Source organism: Brenneria uluponensis, from assembly GCF_032395385.1.
GTDB lineage: Bacteria > Pseudomonadota > Gammaproteobacteria > Enterobacterales > Enterobacteriaceae > Prodigiosinella > Prodigiosinella aquatilis.
The window spans coordinates 4,021,707-4,040,641 of the sequence record NZ_CP135917.1 but is presented as its reverse complement, the minus strand read 5'-3'; the positions used below and the strand labels follow the sequence as shown (position 1 = coordinate 4,040,641).

The following is an 18,935-nucleotide window of genomic DNA, read 5'->3' as shown; positions in this document are numbered from 1 at the left end:
TCCAACTGTGGTGAACAATAGAAATACAGGGTGGGTCGGTTGTGAGCGCGAATGGATTAAAACAGGAAATTGGTTTAGTGCAGGGTATCGGATTGCTGTCAACATCGCTATTGGGCACCGGCGTATTTGCTGTACCGGCATTAGTGGCGCAATCATCACATGCAGATAGTTTGTGGGCCTGGCCGTTGTTGATCCTGTTCGTCTTTCCTATTGCCATTGCTTTTGCTTCTCTGGGGCGTCATTTCCCAAATGCTGGAGGAGCCGCGCATTTTGTAACGTTGGCGTTTGGCCCTCGTTTGGCGCGGGTGACTGGCTGGTTGTTTTTGTCTGTTATTCCTATTGGTTTGCCGGCCGCTATGCAAATTGCCGCCGGGTTCTGGCAGGCGGCATTTGGGTGGGGAGAGCGAGGGTTGTTGGTGGTTCAGCTGCTGACGCTTGGTGTTATTTGGCTATTGGGGATACGCAGTGCCGGTTCCAGTGCCACGATCCAAACGATTATCGCATTCCTGGTGGTTGCCCTGGTGGTGGCTATCTGGTGGCGGGGCGATATTACGCCGGCACAAATTCCCTGGCCAGCATTGGATAATATTTCATGGCCTCATACCTTTAATGCGCTAGCGGTTATGTTCTGGTGTTTTGTCGGGCTGGAGGCGTTTGCTCATCTGGCAACAGAATTCAAATCACCGGAACGGGATTTCCCACGCGCATTGTTGATCGGCATGTTGGTCGCTGGAGTCGTCTACTGGGGATGTACTGTCGCGGTACTGCATTTTGGCGCCTATGGCCCGGGTAGGGCCGCTACGGCATCGTTACCAGACATCGTTGTACGGTTGTTTGGTGAGCGTGCGTTGTGGATTGCCTGTATCGTGGGCTATCTTGCCTGCTTTGCCAGCGTGAACATTTATACGCAGGGATTTTCTCGCCTGGTGTGGTCACAGGCACCAAGCAGTAGCCCGCTGGCAAAGCTCTCCGCCGGCCAGGCTCCCGTTAATGCTCTTTCTGTCGTGGTGCTCTGCTGCCTGGTGTGTTGTGTGCTGATTTACTGGCTGGCGCTACCGCTGGATACGCTGATTGTGTATGCCAATGGTATTTTTGTGCTGATATACCTGCTCTGTATGCTGGCGGGATGTCGTTTATTACGGGGACGCTCGCGAGTGATGGCGGCTATCGGCAGCGTACTCTGTGGTGCTTTGTTGGTCGTAATTGGTGGGAAGTCGCTCTACGCACTGATAATGTTCGGTGCGCTGTGGCTGTTTTTGCCGCATAAGTCTACTGCGTTGCTATCAGAATAAAACCACTATTGGTATACAAAAGACAGAGCCGGATTCGTCATGGCTCTGTCTGATGCGCTACTCGTGATCAGTAGGTTGTTGCGCCGCAGCCTCAGCGGCTGTTTTCGTTTCAAGCTCAGCCAGCCTTTGCTCCAGCATCGCCAGTTTTTCGCGGGTGCGTAAAAGTACCTGCGTTTGTATGTCGAACTCTTCCCGGTTGACTAAATTGAGTTTGGTGAGTTGCGACTGTAACACCTGGCGGATTTTTTTCTCCACGTCTTCACCCAGCTCCCGGATGCCTTTGGGCATGGATTCATGCACCTGGCGGGCGATTTGTTCTATTTTCTTCGGGTCAATCATGAGGTTTTCCTGGTTTCTCTGACGGCATAATGATGTCTGTAAGTGTAATGCGTGTCAGGCGTTGTATAAACTAAAAGTGATTGCCATCGTGTGTAATTTCACTCTGCACACCCATGTTATGAATTGCTCTGTAATATAATTGGCGTTATAGTTATCGAACTTATTCTCAGGGCGGGGCGTAATTCCCCACCGGCGGTAAACCAGCGATATACTGATGTATATCCGTTGGAAGCCCGCGAGCGCTCAGGTTGCCCGTGCAGCCTGAGGTCAGCAGATCCGGTGAAATTCCGGAGCCGACGGTTATAGTCCGGATGGGAGAGATTAACGGTTTCTGTCAGGTTAATGCCTGCTCGCGTTATTTTATTGGTTTTTGTTGCAATCAGTGACAAAAGCAACTCCTCAAGATCGCCCTGATTCTGGTAACCCATAATAACGGTGAGGTTTTTTACCATGAATCAGACATTACTTTCCAAATTTGGTACTCCTGTTGAACGCGTTGAACGTGCGCTTGATGCTCTGCGTCAAGGGCGTGGTGTTATGGTGCTGGACGACGAAGATCGTGAAAACGAAGGTGACATGATCTTCTCTGCGGAGAAGATGACGGTGGAACAGATGGCACTGACGATCCGTCATGGCAGTGGCATTGTGTGCCTGTGCTTGACAGAAGAACGCCGTCAGGCGCTGGAACTGCCCATGATGGTGGAGCATAACTCCAGCCATTACCAGACGGCCTTCACGGTGACGATTGAAGCCGCAGAAGGTGTAACCACCGGCGTGTCTGCCGCTGACCGTATTACCACTATCCGTGCTGCGATTGCCGATGATGCCCGTCCCAGCGACCTGAATCACCCTGGTCATGTTTTCCCGCTGCGTGCTCTGCCGGGTGGGGTTCTGGTTCGTGGGGGTCACACTGAAGCAACTGTCGACATGATGACACTGGCTGGCCTGAAACCGTTTGGTGTGCTGTGTGAATTAACTAACGATGATGGTTCCATGGCTCACGCACCTGAAGTGATCACTTTTGCCAAACAACACGATATGCCTGTGCTGACCATTGAAGATCTGGTGGAATATCGTCACGCCCTGGAGCGCAAAGCAAGCTGATTTGGTGACTTGAACTGAACGATATAGCAGAGGCCGACTTGTCGGCCTTTTTTTCTGGGAATTTATTCCGGTTTTCTCGCTAACAAAGTGGCAAAGCGTAGTTGGATACGGTTGCCGTTAGCGTCAGTTTTATGCAGCTCGCCAACGTCTTCGTTGTATTTGAGCAATTCCCATCCGGTATAGTAGTGCCGTAGCTCGTCCTGTTTGAAGGTAAACGAAAACGGAATGGTACAAGGGAAATCGTCTGTCGACATGACGGTCACTATCAGATTGTGACCTCCTGCCGATGTATTTTGCTGCATATTGCGGATAATAAAAGGGATACGTTCCCGATCCAGAAACATGAATACCACCGTGGACAAGATAAAATCGTAGGAGGCGTGGATATCCGCCAGATTAATGTCATGTACAGTGGCATGGATCCCGTTGAGCTGTTCATGGGTGATAATGTTATTTAGCACACTGATGCTTTGCGCACTCTTATCGTAGGCCGTTACCTCAAAGCCTTTCAGGTTCAGATAGAGTGAATTACGGCCACGACCACAACCCAAATCCAATGCTTTACCCGGTTTGATATAGTCTATTGCATTAATGACTTCTGAATGGGTGCGGGTTAACTCATACTTCTGGTGGTAATAATCTTCTGTGCTACAGTAAAAACCAAGTTGGCATTCCATATCATCAGAACATGAAACGATGCGATGCCAATGATGGGGTTCAATATAAGGTGGTTGTTGTTGGACCGAAAAATAGTGTAACTCTCGAGTGTCGCCGTTCTCTTCTAACTGTGCGAAAGTCAGATTGCCTTTCAGAATATGTAATCTTGCCCAGGTACCTTCCTGAGTATTGTGCTTTTCCCTGAACGCTGCCGGTAACGTGTTACTGTTCCACACTGGCATCTGTTTGTAGCAAATCAACGCCTGCATAAAAACCTCTTGTCTCTGTGTCATGAGGTGATTCTATAAACCTTGTCATAGTATGTCCAATAACATGTATTATAAATGCATCAATTAAGGCATCTGGCTGTGGGTGGTATTGTTACTGAAGAGGGGGAAACAGACAGGGAAAACAGTAAAACCCCGACACTCTCGGGGTTTTACTGGACTATCGGTGATATTTAGTCGCACGTGTTACATTTGTTTGGCGGTATCAGTTGGAAGAAGTCATTACCTTTATCATCCACCAGAATAAAGGCCGGGAAGTTTTCTACTTCAATCTTCCAGATAGCTTCCATACCCAGCTCCGGGTATTCCACGCAGGTCAGGCTCTTGATGCTGTTTTCTGCCAGGATCGCGGCCGGGCCACCGATGCTGCCAAGGTAGAAACCGCCGTGTTTATGGCAGGCGTAGGTAACCTGATTGCTGCGATTACCTTTTGCCAGCATGATCATACTGGCACCGTGGGATTGCAGCAGATCTACATAAGAGTCCATACGTCCAGCCGTAGTGGGGCCAAGAGAGCCGGAAGCATAACCGGTCGGGGTTTTTGCTGGGCCTGCATAGTAGATCGGATGATCTTTCACGTATTGCGGCAACGCTTCACCATTATCCAGGAGTTCTTTCAGTTTGGCATGGGCGATATCACGAGCCACGATGATAGTGCCACTCAAAGAAAGGCGAGTAGATACCGGATATTGTGACAGTGTCTTTAGAATATCTGCCATTGGGCGGTTGAGATCGATATGGACAGCCTCACCCTCACCAGCCTGACGCAGGTGTTCCGGAATATATTTACCAGGGTTTTGTTCCAACTGCTCCAGCCAGATGCCGTGGCGGTTGATTTTGGCTTTGATATTGCGGTCTGCGGAGCAGGAAACCCCCATACCGACCGGACAGGACGCACCGTGACGCGGCAGCCGGATAATACGTACGTCATGGGCGAAATATTTACCGCCAAACTGTGCTCCCAGACCCAGATTACGGGCTTCCTGCAACAATTCCTGCTCTAAGGCCACATCACGGAACGCCTGACCGTGCTCATTACCCTCTGTAGGTAGCGTGTCGTAATATTTGGTGGATGCCAGCTTCACTGTTTTCAGGTTGGTTTCCGCAGAAGTACCACCAATGACAAACGCGATATGATAAGGCGGACAGGCTGCGGTGCCCAGTGTGCGCATTTTTTCCACCAGGAAGTTTTTCAATTTTACCGGTGTCAGCAATGCTCTGGTTTCCTGATACAAATAGGTTTTATTTGCGGAGCCACCACCCTTGGTAACAAACAGGAATTTGTATTCTTCGCCTTCGGTACTGTAAAGATCGATCTGTGCGGGCAGGTTAGTGCCGGTGTTGATCTCTGTGTACATATCCAGTGCCGCATTTTGTGAGTAACGCAGATTGTCTTCGGTAAAAGTATTGTAAACACCGTGAGACAAGGCTTCTGCATCGTTACAGTCAGTCCACACGCGCTGGCCTTTCTTGCCGACGATAATCGCTGTGCCGGTATCCTGACAGGTAGGTAGAATTCCCTTGGCGGCGATTTCAGAGTTACGCAGAAATTGCAGAGCGACATATTTGTCGTTTTCGCTGGCTTCGGGGTCGCTCAAAATATCAGCAACCTGTTGCTGATGAGCGGGGCGAAGCATGAAGGAGACATCATGGAAAGCCTGTTGTGCCAGCAGTGTCAGTGCTTGCGGGGCGATTTTAAGGATATCCTGGTTTTCAAATTGAGCGACGGAAACATAGTCGCTACTGATTAAACGGTACTCAGTATTATCTTTATCTAGCGGAAACGGTTCTTGGTAATAAAAAGGTTTATTCGGCATTGTTTTCTCACTTACAGCTGTATTAATTGTAGGTGTTAATCCTGTTAGGTTTAATTTCCTTAGAGATTATCCCAATGGGCTGGCTTATTTTGCCATCATGAACCTGAGTCAGGCTTGCTACCCTGTTGTATTTTTCACATAGATCTATATTTTGACGATTTTAGCATTTTGAAATCTATTGGGTATGGACTTTTATTTATGTTCTTGTGCAGGTCTTCGTCATCGTGGCAATCTCAATTTGCGTTATGAAAAAAGCAATAAGCTTTATCATAGTAGGGTTTTATAACGCTTAGTACCACTTTGTTGTGTCACATTATTATTAATCTCTATCATGTTTTTATTGAAAAAATAGCAATGGTTTGCGCCCGTAATGTGCTTTTATGAACAGCATAAACATTAAATCAGTTAATTAACTTAATTAATTAAAGTATTGATGATGAGTGAGTTTAATAACCACTAAATAAATGTGGTTTATTGTTTAATTAATTCCCTGACGGGTTGCAATAACCATGCATCGTAAAAGAAACCGTTGTTACTGCTATGTGCGAGAGTAACTCCTGGATATTTACTCTCTTTGTGCCAGCAGGTTGTCAATCATCCATAACCCGGCTGGACCCGGTGGGTGAGGGCGTGACCACGCGATATCTACTTTAATGTGCTGTGGCCAACCGGGTAGCGTCAGTTCTGTTAGCTTCTGATTGCCGTACTGTGTAATGAGCCAGCGTGGAAGAATACTCCAACCGAATCCTTGCTCTGCCATTTCCAGTAACATCAGGTAAGAGGGCGCGGACCAGATGAGCCCTTCAGTCTGGGGACGTTCTCCTTGTGCGTAGGTATTCAGACACAATTGCCGCACGGTGGCGAGTTGGCTAGTGGTTACGGTTGGCATCTGAGCCAATGAATGAGTGGTGGCAACGAACACGGACATCTCTGTTGTCACCCGCAGTCGCGACACCGAAATATCCGTTGGATAGTGCGGCCGGGCGCGCAGTATACCCACATGGGCGCGCTGGGATTGTAATAGGTCAAGCACATCTTCATCTTCGGCAATCAGGCATTCAAACTCAATATCAGGAAACCGCTGGGAAAAGCGTTGTAAGACAGACTCATAGTGGATGTTTTGCCAGGTTTCAGAGAGTACGAACGTCAGTTTTGGCTCGGTGCTGTCTCCTAGTCGGATAGCTAATTCATCCAGTGCTTCGCTGGCTGACAGGATCGCCTTAATGTGTGTCAACACTTTGCGGCCTTCCGGAGTCAATACGGGCTGATGTCCGTGTCGGTCAAACAGCGTCAGCCTCAGGTCGGCTTCCAGATTAGCGATGGAAGTACTGATTGTTGACTGGCTTTTATGTAAATGGCGCGCCGCTGCGGAAAAAGAACCGGTATTGACAGTTGTCACGAAAGCTAACAAGGATTCAGGAGAATAACGCATCATCATACCTCTATCGCTTTTTTCGATGGAAACTAATTTCTTTCTATTGATTATAGCGATGAAAATGACCACTGTTTTATCAACTGTGGTGTGAAATGAAAGAAAAAACCTTATATGAACGGATGGTTCATGCCGTAGGATTTGAGGTCGTGGCGATTTTAATCTGTGCGCCAGCGAGGGATCGTCCGCTATTTGACACAGGTCTGCTCTCGATGATGCTCTCTAGCGTGGCAATGATCTGGAATGTGATTTACAACCGTCTGTTCGATCGGCTGTGGCCGGTAAGCCGAATCAAACGACGTCTGTCCATACGTATAAGCCATGCGGTTGGTTTTGAGTGTGGTTTTATCGTGATCGGTCTGCCGCTGGCCGCAGGGATGCTGAATATTACCCTGTGGCAAGCATTCCTGATTGAGATGGGTTTTTTCCTGTTTTTCCTGCCTTATACCGTCGCTTATAATTGGGTTTATGATACGTTGCGCGAGCGAGTTCTTCGACGTGAGAAGGTAGTGGGTTCACATTAAATCACGGTTGCAGTGTACGCGTTGGCATTGAGTCAATCAGCGATAACTATTTTGTTTGCAGAATGCGGCGCATGCCCGTGAAGACAGGATAAATGTTGTCAGAGAGACAGATCGAACGCGGAGTAACGATGACTTTCGATTTATTTGCCGATGAAATGCCCAGGCGCTGGACAGAAAACCTGGCGCCGGGTGCCGCCATCCTGCATGGTTATGTGTGGGAACAAGCGCAGACACTGATCACCCTGATTGATGAGATTACCCACGCTTCACCGTTTCGCCATATGGTGACGCCAGGCGGTTATACCATGTCGGTGGCTATGACTAACTGTGGCCCGCGGGGATGGGTGACAGATGAACGCGGCTATCGCTATGTGACCGAAGATCCATTAACCGCTCAGCCGTGGCCTGAGATGCCGGCGCTGTTTTTTCAACTGGCGACCTTCGCCGCGCAGGCGGCAGGATTCCCGGATTTTTTCCCCGATGCTTGTCTGATTAACCGTTATGACGTGGGGAGCCGGCTTTCACTACATCAAGATAAAGACGAGCGGGATTTTAGCCAGCCTATTGTTTCTTTTTCATTGGGGCTGGCCGCGACGTTTTTATTCGGTGGCATAAAACGCAATGATCCGGTTCAAAGGCTGTTACTGGGGCATGGTGATGTTGTGGTGTGGGGTGGGGCGTCTCGATTGTATTACCATGCGGTTCAGTCGTTAAAAACCGGCCCACTTCCGGCGGGTATGCCGGGCGTATACCGCTTTAACCTGACTTTTCGCAAAGCCGGTTAGTAGGTTCCCACCACACGAACACGACTGTTTTTCCTGATTATTCCTGCCTAACTAAGTATTAAGCTCATCATGAGTGGTGACATTTTGTCATCAGGATCCTGTCGGGATCTTTCCTTTTCCTGAATGCATAACTGTGAGGTGCTTCAATTTTTATATTTGGTTATACTTGTATGGTAGTTGCATTAGAACTAAGCCGTTATATCGAGTTTAAAAGGATACGAAAAGTGAAAATTGTCAGTGCTGAAGTGTTTGTTACCTGTCCAGGGCGTAACTTCGTCACCGTAAAAATTACGACCGACAGCGGCGTGACCGGCGTGGGCGATGCCACATTGAATGGCCGTGAGTTACCCGTCGCGTCTTATCTCAAAGATCATGTCTGCCCGCAGTTGATTGGCCGTGATGCACATCAGATTGAAGATATTTGGCAGTATTTCTATAAAGGGGCGTATTGGCGACGAGGGCCGGTCACCATGTCTGCCATTTCCGCCGTGGATATGGCGCTGTGGGATATCAAAGGAAAAGTTGCCAATATGCCGGTGTACCAGTTGTTGGGTGGCGCTTCCCGCAGTGGTGTGATGGTCTATTGTCACACGACGGGTCACAGCATTGATGAGGTGCTGGATGATTACGCCAAACATAAGGAAATGGGTTTTAAAGCCATCCGCACACAGTGTGGAGTTCCGGGCATGAAAACCACCTATGGCATGGCGAAAGGTAAAGGTCTGGCTTATGAACCGGCCACGAAAGGTAACTGGCCTGAAGAGCAGTTATGGTCGACCGAAAAATATCTCGACTTCACGCCCAAACTCTTTGAAGCGGTGCGCGAGCGGTTTGGTTTTAACGAACATCTGCTGCATGACATGCATCACCGCCTGACGCCGATTGAAGCGGCCCGTTTTGGCAAGAGCGTTGAAGATTATCGCCTGTTCTGGATGGAAGATCCTACGCCTGCTGAAAACCAGGAATGTTTCCGCTTAATTCGCCAGCATACGGTAACGCCCATTGCGGTGGGGGAAGTCTTTAACAGCATTTGGGATTGCAAACAACTGATCGAAGAGCAGTTGATCGACTACATCCGTACCACCATTACCCATGCGGGCGGCATTACCGGTATGCGTCGTATTGCTGATTTTGCCTCTTTGTATCAGGTGCGTACCGGTTCTCATGGCCCGTCTGACTTATCCCCGGTCTGTATGGCGGCGGCGTTGCATTTTGACCTGTGGGTACCGAACTTCGGCGTACAGGAGTATATGGGCTATTCCGAACAGATGCTGGAAGTCTTCCCACATCACTGGACATTCGAAGACGGCTACATGCACCCCAGCGATAAACCGGGATTGGGTATCGATTTTGATGAAAAACTGGCCGCTAAATATCCCTATGAGCCAGCCTGTTTGCCCGTCGCGCGTCTGGAAGATGGCACGATGTGGAACTGGTAAATAGTGACAATTAAAAAACAGGAATCCAGGCAATGAAAAGTGTTGTGATTGAAACACCAGGAAAACTGATTATTCAGGAACGTCCGCTGCCTCAGCCCACCGCGAATGAAGTTCGGGTAAAGGTGAGCTATGCCAGTATCTGTGGTTCTGATGTGCATATCTGGCACGGACACAATCCGTTTGCGAAATATCCTCGGGTTATTGGTCATGAGTTTTTTGGCATTATTGATGCAGTGGGTGAGGGCGTTGATGTCTCGCGTATTGGGGAACGTGTTGCGGTAGACCCGGTGGTTAGCTGCGGACATTGTTACCCTTGTTCTGTCGGTCGTCCTAATGTGTGTAGCGAGTTACAGGTCATCGGCGTACATCGTGATGGCGGCTTCAGCGAATACGCTTGTGCCCCTGCAACCAATGCTTACCGTATTCCTGATTCAATACCAGACAAGCTGGCGAGTTTGGTTGAACCTTTCACGATCGCGGCCAACATTACTGCCTTTTTACAACCGACCGCAAAAGATGTCGCGCTGGTATATGGTGCCGGGCCGATGGGGCTCACCGCCGTTCAGGTATTAAAAGGCGTTTACAACGTACAACAGGTTATTGTTGCCGATCGGTTGCCTGAACGTCTGGCTATGGCAAAAGAAAATGGCGCTGACATTATATTGGATAATAGCCAGACACCCTTGTCTGACTTATTAAATGGAATTCAACCGACATTAATTATTGATGCGGCATGTCATCCTTCTATTTTGGCTGAAGCGGCATCATTAGCATCACCTGCCGCACGTATTGGTCTACTTGGGTTTTCTGGCGAACCCAGTTTAATTACACAGCAGAGTCTAACCAGTAAAGAGTTATCATTATTTACCTCTCGTCTGAATAGTCATCGCTTCCCCATTGTTATTGAATGGATGGTGAAAGGATTTATTAAACCGGAAAAGTTGGTAACGCATTATGTTCCGTTAGAGAGCATAGAAAAGGCAATGAGCCTATTTGAGAAAGATCAGCATAGTTGTTGTAAGGTTATTTTAAGCATGAATTAACGACTCCAGGGAGGCGGCTATGCTGCCTCTGCCTCTACATTACTAAAAATAAATTAATGTTTCGGAGCAATTATGTTCAGAAATTTACGTTGGGTTATTGTCTTCTTATTATTTATGGTTTACATGATTAATTATCTTGATCGTGTGGCCTTATCTATTACCGTTCCTATGATCGAAAAAGATTTGATGATTAATGCTGAACAGTTCGGCATGATTTTTGGTAGTTTCTTTTTTGGTTATGCATTATTTAATTTTATTGGTGGATTGGCGGTAGATAAATTTGGTCCAACATTAGTAATGGGATTCGCTGTTGGATTATGGTCCATCTTCTGCGGCATGACGGCAATAGCAACGGGATTCTGGTCATTATTGATTTTACGGGTACTGTTCGGCATGGCGGAAGGTCCTATCTGTTCGTCGGCGAATAAAATGATCAACGGATGGTTTCCCAAAAAACAGGCTGCTACCGCGATGGGACTGTTAAGTGCCGGATCGCCGTTGGGAGGCGCTGTCGCCGGGCCTATTGTCGGGTATCTTGCACTCTCTTTTGGCTGGCGTCCCGCCTTTATGATTATCTGCGCGGTGGGTATTGTCTGGATGGTGGTTTGGTTTTTTATTTCGTCAGACAACCCGTCTCACAGCAAGCTGATTACCGAGAATGAACGGGCGCTGATTAATCAATTGAAAGAAGAGAATCTCTCTTCTGAAGATGAACTTACTCAGGCTGCGCATGGCTTGGGATACTATATTTGCCAACCGATAATTCTTGTCACTGCCTTCGCCTTCTTTTGTTACAACTATATTCTGTTTTTCTTTCTCAGTTGGTTTCCGGCTTATTTGGTGCAGGCACATGGTCTTAATATTAAAGAAATGAGTCTAACTACAGTTATCCCATGGATTGTCGGTTTCGTTGGTTTGGCATTGGGCGGCTGGATATCAGATAAGATATTTAAAATTACCGGATGGTTACTGCTCTCGCGTAAAATAGTGTTAGTTGTATCTCTTTTTTCTGCCGCAGTATGCGTCGCATTCGCGGGGATGGTTTCCAGTGTTGTCCCAGCGGTTATGTTAATGTCTGTGTCTATTTTTTTCCTTTATATTACAGGTGCTATCTATTGGGCGATTATTCAGGATGTGGTACATAAAAGCCGCGTTGGTGGCACCAGTGGATTTATTCATTTAATTGGTAGTATTTCAGGGATTGTCGGTCCTGTCGTTACCGGTTTTATTGTGCAAAACACCGGTAAGTTTGACAGTGCATTTATTCTTGCTGGTGGTGTGGCAGCATTGGGGGCAGTATTAGTATTGTTGGTGATTAAACCGCCAAAGTTATCAAACGAATCATTGAAATCAGCGTCTACATTATAATCCACTCTGTTGTATTCGGAATATTTAGCAGGTATATGTCATGATGTTATTAAATGGAATTCAACCAACATTAATTATTGATGCGGTATGTCATCCTTCTTGATCATGATTTCTGAATAGAAACAACAGTCATCTTTAACTCACATAATTAATGGGGGGATATATGCAAAGAATTAATTTTGATGTCATGAAAGCGACGGTGAAAAAAGCATTTCTGAATGTGGGATTAAGTGAAAAAAAAGCCGAGGTTTGTGCTCAGATTCATACTGAATCCAGCTGTGATGGCATCTATTCACATGGATTGAATCGCGTATCCCGGTTTGTCGATTACGTTAAAAAAGGTTGGGTTGATATTCAGGCTGAACCCACTCAAGTTAAATCATTAGGTGTTATTGAAATTTATGATGGTAATCAAGGTGTCGGTATTACTAACGCATTGTTTGCTGTTGAAAGAGCGACAGAAGTCGCACGTAAAAATGGCATCGGTATTGTTGCATTACGTAATACCACACATTGGATGCGAGGCGGCACGTATGGATGGAAAACCGCAGAAAAAGGGCTCGCTGCCATTTGCTGGACCAATACGGAATCTTGCATGCCAGCATGGGGCGCTAAAAATACCCGCTTGGGTAATAACCCCTTTGTGATGGCGGTGCCGCGTGAAAAAGGGCCGTTGGTACTGGATATGGCGATGTCGCAATATGCGTACGGAAAGTTACAGGTAACGCGCCTGAAAGGCGAACGTTTACCTTTCCCCGGCGGCTACGATAAAGAGGGCAACCTGACGGATGAGCCAGGCCCGATTGAACAATCCATGCGTATTCTCCCTACCGGTTATTGGAAAGGTTCCGGTATGGCAATTCTGCTTGATGCGATGGCCGCTCTGCTTTCTGCCGGTAATCCAACGAATGAGATCGATAAAGTTGGACGAGGCAGTTGTACCGGGGCCAGTCAGATTTTTATCGTTTTTGATCCAACTCAGCTTGGCGGGAGTGATTTCAGTAATCGTATGGCTGATAGTGTAGCGGATTACGTTACAACGTCGGAACTTGCCGAAGGGCAGAAAGAGGTTTACTACCCAGGAGAGCGTGAGATGAAAACCCGCAATGAAAATCGGGTTCAGGGAATTCCGGTCGACGATGGGGTGTGGGCTGAAGTTTTGGCATTGTCGAAATCGGTGATCGCATGATTATTGGCAATATTCTCCAACTAGAAAAAAGCCGAGCTGAGTTTGCTGAGACTATCTATGACGTTTTGGCTCGGATCCGTAATTTGGATTTTAGCCAGCATCCAGACGGTGAAATGGTCGAGCAGGGTGTGGTTTACAAAACATTCCATGCGAATACTGCGCCATCAGCAACCCGTATCGCTGAAACTCATCGACAGAATATAGATGTACAGTTCGTTATTTCTGGCACTGAGTATCTGGAATATCAGCCGGTGCTCTCGCGTACATCGGATGAGGCACATCCTGAACAGGACAATGATTTCTATTATGGAAAATCAGGTAACGAAAAATCCTTGATCCTCAATAGTGGTGATTTTATCGTGCTGTTCCCCTGGGACATTCACACTCCGTTATGTCAGGTGGAAGCAGTACAGCCGGTTCGTAAAATTGTGGCTAAGGTTCCGCTTAGCTTGCTGAATTTGAAATGAGAGTCTTTCGATGAATCTTTCACAAAATAATCTTAAACAAGTGTCGCCAGGCGTGATTGTTCCTGTATATGACCGTAGTTTACTGAAAATACGTATCGTGCATCTGGGCTTCGGCGCATTCCATCGGGCACATCAAGCGGTTTTCGCTGATCAACTGGCTGCTGAACATGGCAGCGACTGGGGATATTGCGAAGTTAACCTGATTGGCGGCGAACAGCAAATTGCTGATCTGAAACAACAGGACTTACTCTATTCCGTCTGTGAAATGAGTGGCAGCCATTGGCATGGTCGTGTCGTGGGTGTTGTGCGACAAGCGCTGCACGGCGCAGTGGATGGTATTGAGAAGGTGCTTGCGGCGATGACTCAGCCTGATATTGCGATTGTCTCGCTGACGGTGACGGAGAAAGGGTATTGCTATTTACCGTCAACCGCATCTATTGATGTGAGTCACCCGTTGATCCAGCATGATATCGCTCACCCGCGTCAGCCACACTCCGCGCCTGGAGTGATTATTGAAGCATTGCGGTTACGTCGGGAAAAATCCCTGATGCCGTTTTCCGTGATGTCCTGTGACAATATGCCGAATAATGGCAGCGTCACCCGCAACGTAGTTCTTGCATTGGCTAAAGCGCAGGATGTTACGTTGGCCACATGGATCGAAAACAACGTCAGCTTCCCTTCAACGATGGTTGATCGGATTGTTCCCGCGATAACACCAGACTCTCTGGAGAAAATTACACAGGTCATTGGAGGCATTCAGGATCCGGTGGGGATAGCCTGCGAGCCCTTTAGACAATGGGTCATTGAAGATAATTTCGTCGCTGGACGTCCCGATTGGGAGAGGGCCGGTGCAGAATTGGTCGCTGATGTACTGCCTTACGAAGAAATGAAACTGAGAATGCTGAATGGCAGTCACTCTTTTCTGGCTTACCTCGGTTATCTGGCGGGTTATCAGTATATTGATGAGTGCATGCAGGACCAGGACTATGTTCAGGCAGCACGGCAGTTGATGCTGAATGAGCAGGCAACAACGTTGCATGTTGAAAATGTCGATCTGGTGGCTTATGCCGAGTCATTGCTCGAGCGTTATCGGAATACCGGGCTGAAGCACCGTACCTGGCAAATTGCGATGGACGGAACGTTGAAGCTGCCACAACGCATGCTGGACTCAATTCGTGTCCATCTGGCTAAAGGCGAGCCTTTTGATTTTCTGGCACTGGGCGTGGCGGGATGGATGCGCTATGTCAGTGGTGTGGACGATGCAGGGCAAACTATTGAGATCAGTGATCCATTGAAAGAAAAACTGGCACAACTGGTGGCACAAAGTGTGGATGGCCAGGCCAGAGTCAACGCGTTATTAAGTTTGCGTGACGTATTTGGTAACGATTTGCCAGACAGTTCTATTTTTATTCAGCAGGTCTCTGCGGCTTATACATTACTGCAAACGCATGGTGCAAAAAAATCAGTTGGCCTGATTTTGCCGAAGGTAAATAAATACTGATTTCATAATCTGACTGATATTGAGTAATAGGGATAAACGGTGTGACACATTATCCCTATATATTAATGAATTGGCACTAAATATGACGTTATTTTTTCTTATTGAGGAAAGGATATTATCTTCCCTCTAGGAAATAAATGGACTGTGGTGTGAATTTATTTACATAAGGGGGAAAGTATGGCGTTTATCGGAAAGGATTTTATTTTAAATAATGAGATCGCTCGTAAACTTTATCATGATGTAGCTGAGCATCAACCGATTATTGATTATCACTGTCATCTCGATCCAAAAGTAATCGCTGAAGACAGACCATTTGCTGATATCACGGAGCTTTGGTTGGCCGGAGATCATTATAAATGGCGGGCAATGCGTGCTAATGGTATTCCGGAAGAGAAAATAACCGGGAATGCAACAGCAATAGAGAAATTCCAGGCATGGGCTGAAACCGTTGAATCGTGTATTGGTAATCCGCTTTATCACTGGACGCATCTGGAATTAAAGTTCTATTTCGGGATCACGGAGACGTTAAATAGTCATAACTGGAAATCTGTTTGGGAAAAATGTAATGAATTACTCCGTTCACCGGCATTTTCTCCGAGAGGATTAATTAAGAAATCTAATGTGGAAACCATTTGTACAACAGATGCACCGACTGACTCACTGGAATATCATGATATTCTGCGGGCAGATAAAACATTTACAACCAAAGTGTTGCCGACGTTCCGGCCGGATGAGGCCCTCGATGGTCATGGCGACACCTTTATTCAGTTTATTGGCCGTCTGGAACAATTGAACAATAAGACGATCACCAATTTTCAAGACTTCCTCGACGCATTAGAGAGGCGTGTAGCCTATTTTCATCAGAAAGGAGGGCGTTTATCCGATCATGATTTAACCAAGTTGGAATTCATGCTGTCGGATGAAAAAGAGCAGGAAGCGCTTTTTGCGAAAAAACGACAAGGTCTGGCATTATCTCACGATGATGATGCTCGCTATAAATCTGCGGTGTTGTTGTCGTTAGCGGCCTCTTATGCCAAACGTGACTGGGCAATGCAAATTCATTTTGGCGCATCCCGTAATAATAACAGCCGTATGTTTAAACAGTTAGGCGCCAATGTCGGTTATGACTCTATCTGTGATCAAACGGATGTCGCCAGTAATATAAATGGGTTGCTTGATGCGATGTCGCGTAATGACGCGCTGCCTAAGGTTATTTTTTATAACCTGGATCCAACCTATAACGATGTCGTGGCTTCTTCACTGGCAAATTTTCAGGCGGCAGGCGCTGTGAAATCCCGTATGCAATTGGGGGCGGGATGGTGGTTCAATGACACCAAACGTGGAATGATTCGACAATTAACCGCGCTGGCTGATCATGGTTTGCTGGTGAATTTTGTCGGTATGCTGACTGACTCACGTAGCTTTATTTCTTATACCCGACATGAATACTTCCGCCGTATTTTATGCAATCTAGTCGGGGAGTGGGTAACGGATGGTGAAATACCTGACGATAATGAGCTACTAACCCGACTGATTAAGAGCATCTGTTATCAGAACTCACGGGATTACTTTAATTTTTAGTTTTAAATAAGGATAACTATACCCAAAATAATTCGAGGTGCAGGAAGGCGGCAAGTGAGCGAATCCCGATGAGCTTACTCAGGTAAGTGATTCGGGTGAGCGAACGCAGCCAACACACCTGCAACTTGAAGTATGACGGGTATATACCTGATATGATTTTTTCCTGTCTTTATTAAATGGAATTTTATCTATCAGCTGTATTTTAGATTGTGTTGTTTTTTGAGATTTTTATAAAAATAAAATAGAGCGCTATCAGGATTTTCATTGTCGAGGAGATGAATACACCAGGTGAAAATGATGATGTTCAAATAAGTTAGATATGAAGATGATTTTTTCTCTGTATCTGATGGCCTTATTAAAAAAACATTTTTACCACGATATCTTCATTGCGTATAATTTTTTGCAAATAGAGGCTTAATAGAATGTCTAAAAAAGTTACCGTACCCATTGGCATCGGCTATGGGTTAACAGATATTATGGGTGGAGGCGCCTTTACGGTTATCGGTGCCTGGTTGTTATTTTTCTATACCACATTTGTTGGTTTAACACCTATAGAAGCCGCGTCAATTGTTGCGATCGCCCGTATTGTCGATGCGATAATCAGCTTGTTTATGGGTAGCTTTACCGACCATTTTTACAAGAATTATTTCGGCAAGAAATTTGGCAGGCGGAGATTTTTCCTGCTAATTGGCACACCATTAATGCTGGTTTATACCCTCTTGTGGGTGAATGGTATGAACTACTGGTTCTATCTGACGGTTTATCTATTATTTGAAGTGATTGCAGCCATGGTATTGATACCATGGGAAACGCTGCCATCGGAAATGACCAAAGATTTTAATCAGCGTACCAAACTGTCAACATGCCGCATGTTTTTATCGGCAGTCGGGACATTTCTGGCAACCTTTATCCCTGGTTTGTTGATTAGCCATTTTGGGGAACATAACCCATCGGCCTATTTTGTGAATGGTTTGTTTTTCGCTATTTTGTTCGCCATCTGTGTATTTATCTCTTATAAAGTCACCTGGGAACGTGAATTGACGGATGAGATGAAGGCGGTATTAGAGTCCCCGGAAGCCACTCAGAAGAGGACGCTTGGAGAACAGTTCACTCGTTTTTGTAATCTGTGGGCCGAATATGCTTCTACTTTAAAAGTCAGAGCATTCAGGAAACATTTAGCCATCTACTTACTGTCGTTTACGGCTAAAGACATCTATAACACCGTATTTGTTTTCTTCTGTGTATATTGTTTGAGTATTTCTTCTTCTGTGGCAGCCAGTTTGCTGTCATTAAGTATTATCGGGTTGCCGGTGACGCTGTTGGCCGGTCTGGCTATGATCAAGTATGGACCGTCCAGACTGTATATATTTGCCTATTCCGTCATGTTGCTGTGTCTGGGGGGCCTGTATGCGGTGTATGTTTATGAACCACAGTCAAAAATCATGCTGTTGTTTGTCATTGCAGGTATTTATCAGGTTGGACGATGTGTGCTGGAGTTCACTCCCTGGAATGTCTTTCCCTTTATCCCGGATGTAGACGAAGCCATTACGAAAAAAAGGCGCGAAGGGTTATTTGCCGCAGTAATGACATTTTCCAGAAAAACCACCGTTGCTATCGCTACCTTTATTGTCGGGGTGGTTTTGCAGGAAGGTGGGTTTGTAACGGGTAGTAGCATTCAATCACCAGAAGCGATAAAAACAATTTCCTTACTACTGTTTATGGGAACGGGGATTTTATTAGTTCTGGCATTAATGATCGCGTTGACCTTTAGATTGAATAAGAAAACACACACTATTCTGGTCAATGAAGTTGAACGTTTAAGAGATCACGGTAGTAAACAAACCGTAGATGTAAATACCAAACAGGTTGTTGAAGATTTAACCGGTTATAAATATGAAAAAGTCTGGACAGACTAACCTTCCTTGTTCAGATACACACTCCACTATACCGTCACTTGCCGACGGTATAGTGTTCCTCCATATATACCCGTCATACTTCAAGTTGCAGGTGTGTTGGCTGCGTTCGCTCACCCGAATCACTTACCTGAGTAAGCTCATCGGGATTCGCTCACTTGCCGCCTTCCTGCACCTCGAATTATTTTGAGTATAGA

The 18,935-nt window shown here is 46.5% G+C and carries 16 protein-coding genes and 1 riboswitch; of the genes, 12 read left to right on the top strand and 4 right to left on the bottom strand.

Annotated elements, in window-relative coordinates; all coding sequences use genetic code 11:
- Window positions 1-41: 41 nt before the first annotated feature.
- Window positions 42-1,292 carry an L-methionine/branched-chain amino acid transporter gene (gene yjeH, locus RS889_RS18705; protein WP_021014590.1) on the top strand — a complete coding sequence of 417 codons (1,251 nt, stop codon included), beginning with the start codon at window positions 42-44 and terminating at the stop codon, window positions 1,290-1,292.
- Window positions 1,293-1,349: 57 nt separating this feature from the next.
- On the opposite strand, the gene ubiK is transcribed toward yjeH, so the two are convergent.
- Window positions 1,350-1,631 (bottom strand): ubiquinone biosynthesis accessory factor UbiK, encoded by a 282-nt coding sequence (gene ubiK / locus RS889_RS18700; RefSeq protein WP_021014591.1) that lies wholly within the window; start codon window positions 1,629-1,631, stop codon window positions 1,350-1,352.
- 158 nt (window positions 1,632-1,789) lie between these two features.
- Window positions 1,790-1,958: riboswitch (FMN riboswitch) on the top strand.
- A 123-nt stretch (window positions 1,959-2,081) separates the two neighbouring features.
- Between ubiK and ribB the strand changes: the two genes are divergently transcribed.
- Window positions 2,082-2,735, top strand: a complete 654-nt coding sequence (gene ribB, locus RS889_RS18695) for a 3,4-dihydroxy-2-butanone-4-phosphate synthase (protein WP_315708337.1) — start codon at window positions 2,082-2,084, stop codon at window positions 2,733-2,735.
- 62 nt (window positions 2,736-2,797) lie between these two features.
- Here the strand turns inward: ribB and tehB are convergent, their stop codons facing one another.
- From tehB to RS889_RS18680, 3 genes are all read right to left on the bottom strand, one after another.
- Window positions 2,798-3,661: an SAM-dependent methyltransferase TehB gene (tehB, locus tag RS889_RS18690; RefSeq protein ID WP_315711113.1), complete on the bottom strand. Its 864-nt coding sequence runs from the start codon at window positions 3,659-3,661 to the stop codon at window positions 2,798-2,800.
- Between the two features lie 191 nt (window positions 3,662-3,852).
- A complete protein-coding gene (gene fumA, locus RS889_RS18685; protein ID WP_021014594.1) occupies window positions 3,853-5,496 on the bottom strand; it encodes a class I fumarate hydratase FumA in 1,644 nt (547 codons plus the stop codon).
- Window positions 5,497-6,061: 565 nt separating this feature from the next.
- A complete protein-coding gene (locus RS889_RS18680; protein WP_315711111.1) occupies window positions 6,062-6,928 on the bottom strand; it encodes a LysR family transcriptional regulator in 867 nt (288 codons plus the stop codon).
- A 95-nt stretch (window positions 6,929-7,023) separates the two neighbouring features.
- On the opposite strand from RS889_RS18680, the gene RS889_RS18675 reads away from it, so the two are divergent.
- The 10 genes from RS889_RS18675 (at window position 7,024) to RS889_RS18630 (ending at window position 18,741) form a co-directional block, all read left to right on the top strand.
- Window positions 7,024-7,452, top strand: coding sequence for a multidrug/biocide efflux PACE transporter (locus tag RS889_RS18675; protein ID WP_315708336.1), 429 nt, complete (start codon window positions 7,024-7,026; stop codon window positions 7,450-7,452).
- Window positions 7,453-7,580: 128 nt separating this feature from the next.
- On the top strand, window positions 7,581-8,237 hold the full coding sequence (alkB, locus tag RS889_RS18670; RefSeq protein ID WP_315708335.1) for a DNA oxidative demethylase AlkB: 657 nt from the start codon (window positions 7,581-7,583) through the stop codon (window positions 8,235-8,237).
- A 224-nt stretch (window positions 8,238-8,461) separates the two neighbouring features.
- Window positions 8,462-9,676, top strand: a complete 1,215-nt coding sequence (gene manD / locus RS889_RS18665; protein ID WP_315708334.1) for a D-mannonate dehydratase ManD — start codon at window positions 8,462-8,464, stop codon at window positions 9,674-9,676.
- Between the two features lie 32 nt (window positions 9,677-9,708).
- A complete protein-coding gene (locus RS889_RS18660) occupies window positions 9,709-10,719 on the top strand; it encodes a Zn-dependent oxidoreductase (protein ID WP_315708333.1) in 1,011 nt (336 codons plus the stop codon).
- A 72-nt stretch (window positions 10,720-10,791) separates the two neighbouring features.
- Window positions 10,792-12,087 (top strand): MFS transporter, encoded by a 1,296-nt coding sequence (locus RS889_RS18655; RefSeq protein WP_315708332.1) that lies wholly within the window; start codon window positions 10,792-10,794, stop codon window positions 12,085-12,087.
- Between the two features lie 163 nt (window positions 12,088-12,250).
- On the top strand, window positions 12,251-13,276 hold the full coding sequence (gene yiaK, locus RS889_RS18650; protein WP_315708331.1) for a 3-dehydro-L-gulonate 2-dehydrogenase: 1,026 nt from the start codon (window positions 12,251-12,253) through the stop codon (window positions 13,274-13,276).
- A complete protein-coding gene (locus RS889_RS18645) occupies window positions 13,273-13,743 on the top strand; it encodes a NanQ anomerase/TabA/YiaL family protein (RefSeq protein ID WP_315708330.1) in 471 nt (156 codons plus the stop codon). The genes yiaK and RS889_RS18645 overlap by 4 nt, the downstream gene beginning before the upstream one ends.
- Window positions 13,744-13,753: 10 nt before the next feature.
- On the top strand, window positions 13,754-15,244 hold the full coding sequence (locus RS889_RS18640) for a mannitol dehydrogenase family protein (RefSeq protein WP_315708329.1): 1,491 nt from the start codon (window positions 13,754-13,756) through the stop codon (window positions 15,242-15,244).
- A gap of 177 nt (window positions 15,245-15,421) precedes the next feature.
- Window positions 15,422-16,825 (top strand): glucuronate isomerase, encoded by a 1,404-nt coding sequence (gene uxaC, locus RS889_RS18635; RefSeq protein WP_315708328.1) that lies wholly within the window; start codon window positions 15,422-15,424, stop codon window positions 16,823-16,825.
- 422 nt (window positions 16,826-17,247) lie between these two features.
- Window positions 17,248-18,741, top strand: a complete 1,494-nt coding sequence (locus tag RS889_RS18630) for an MFS transporter (protein ID WP_315708327.1) — start codon at window positions 17,248-17,250, stop codon at window positions 18,739-18,741.
- Window positions 18,742-18,935 lie beyond the last annotated feature (194 nt).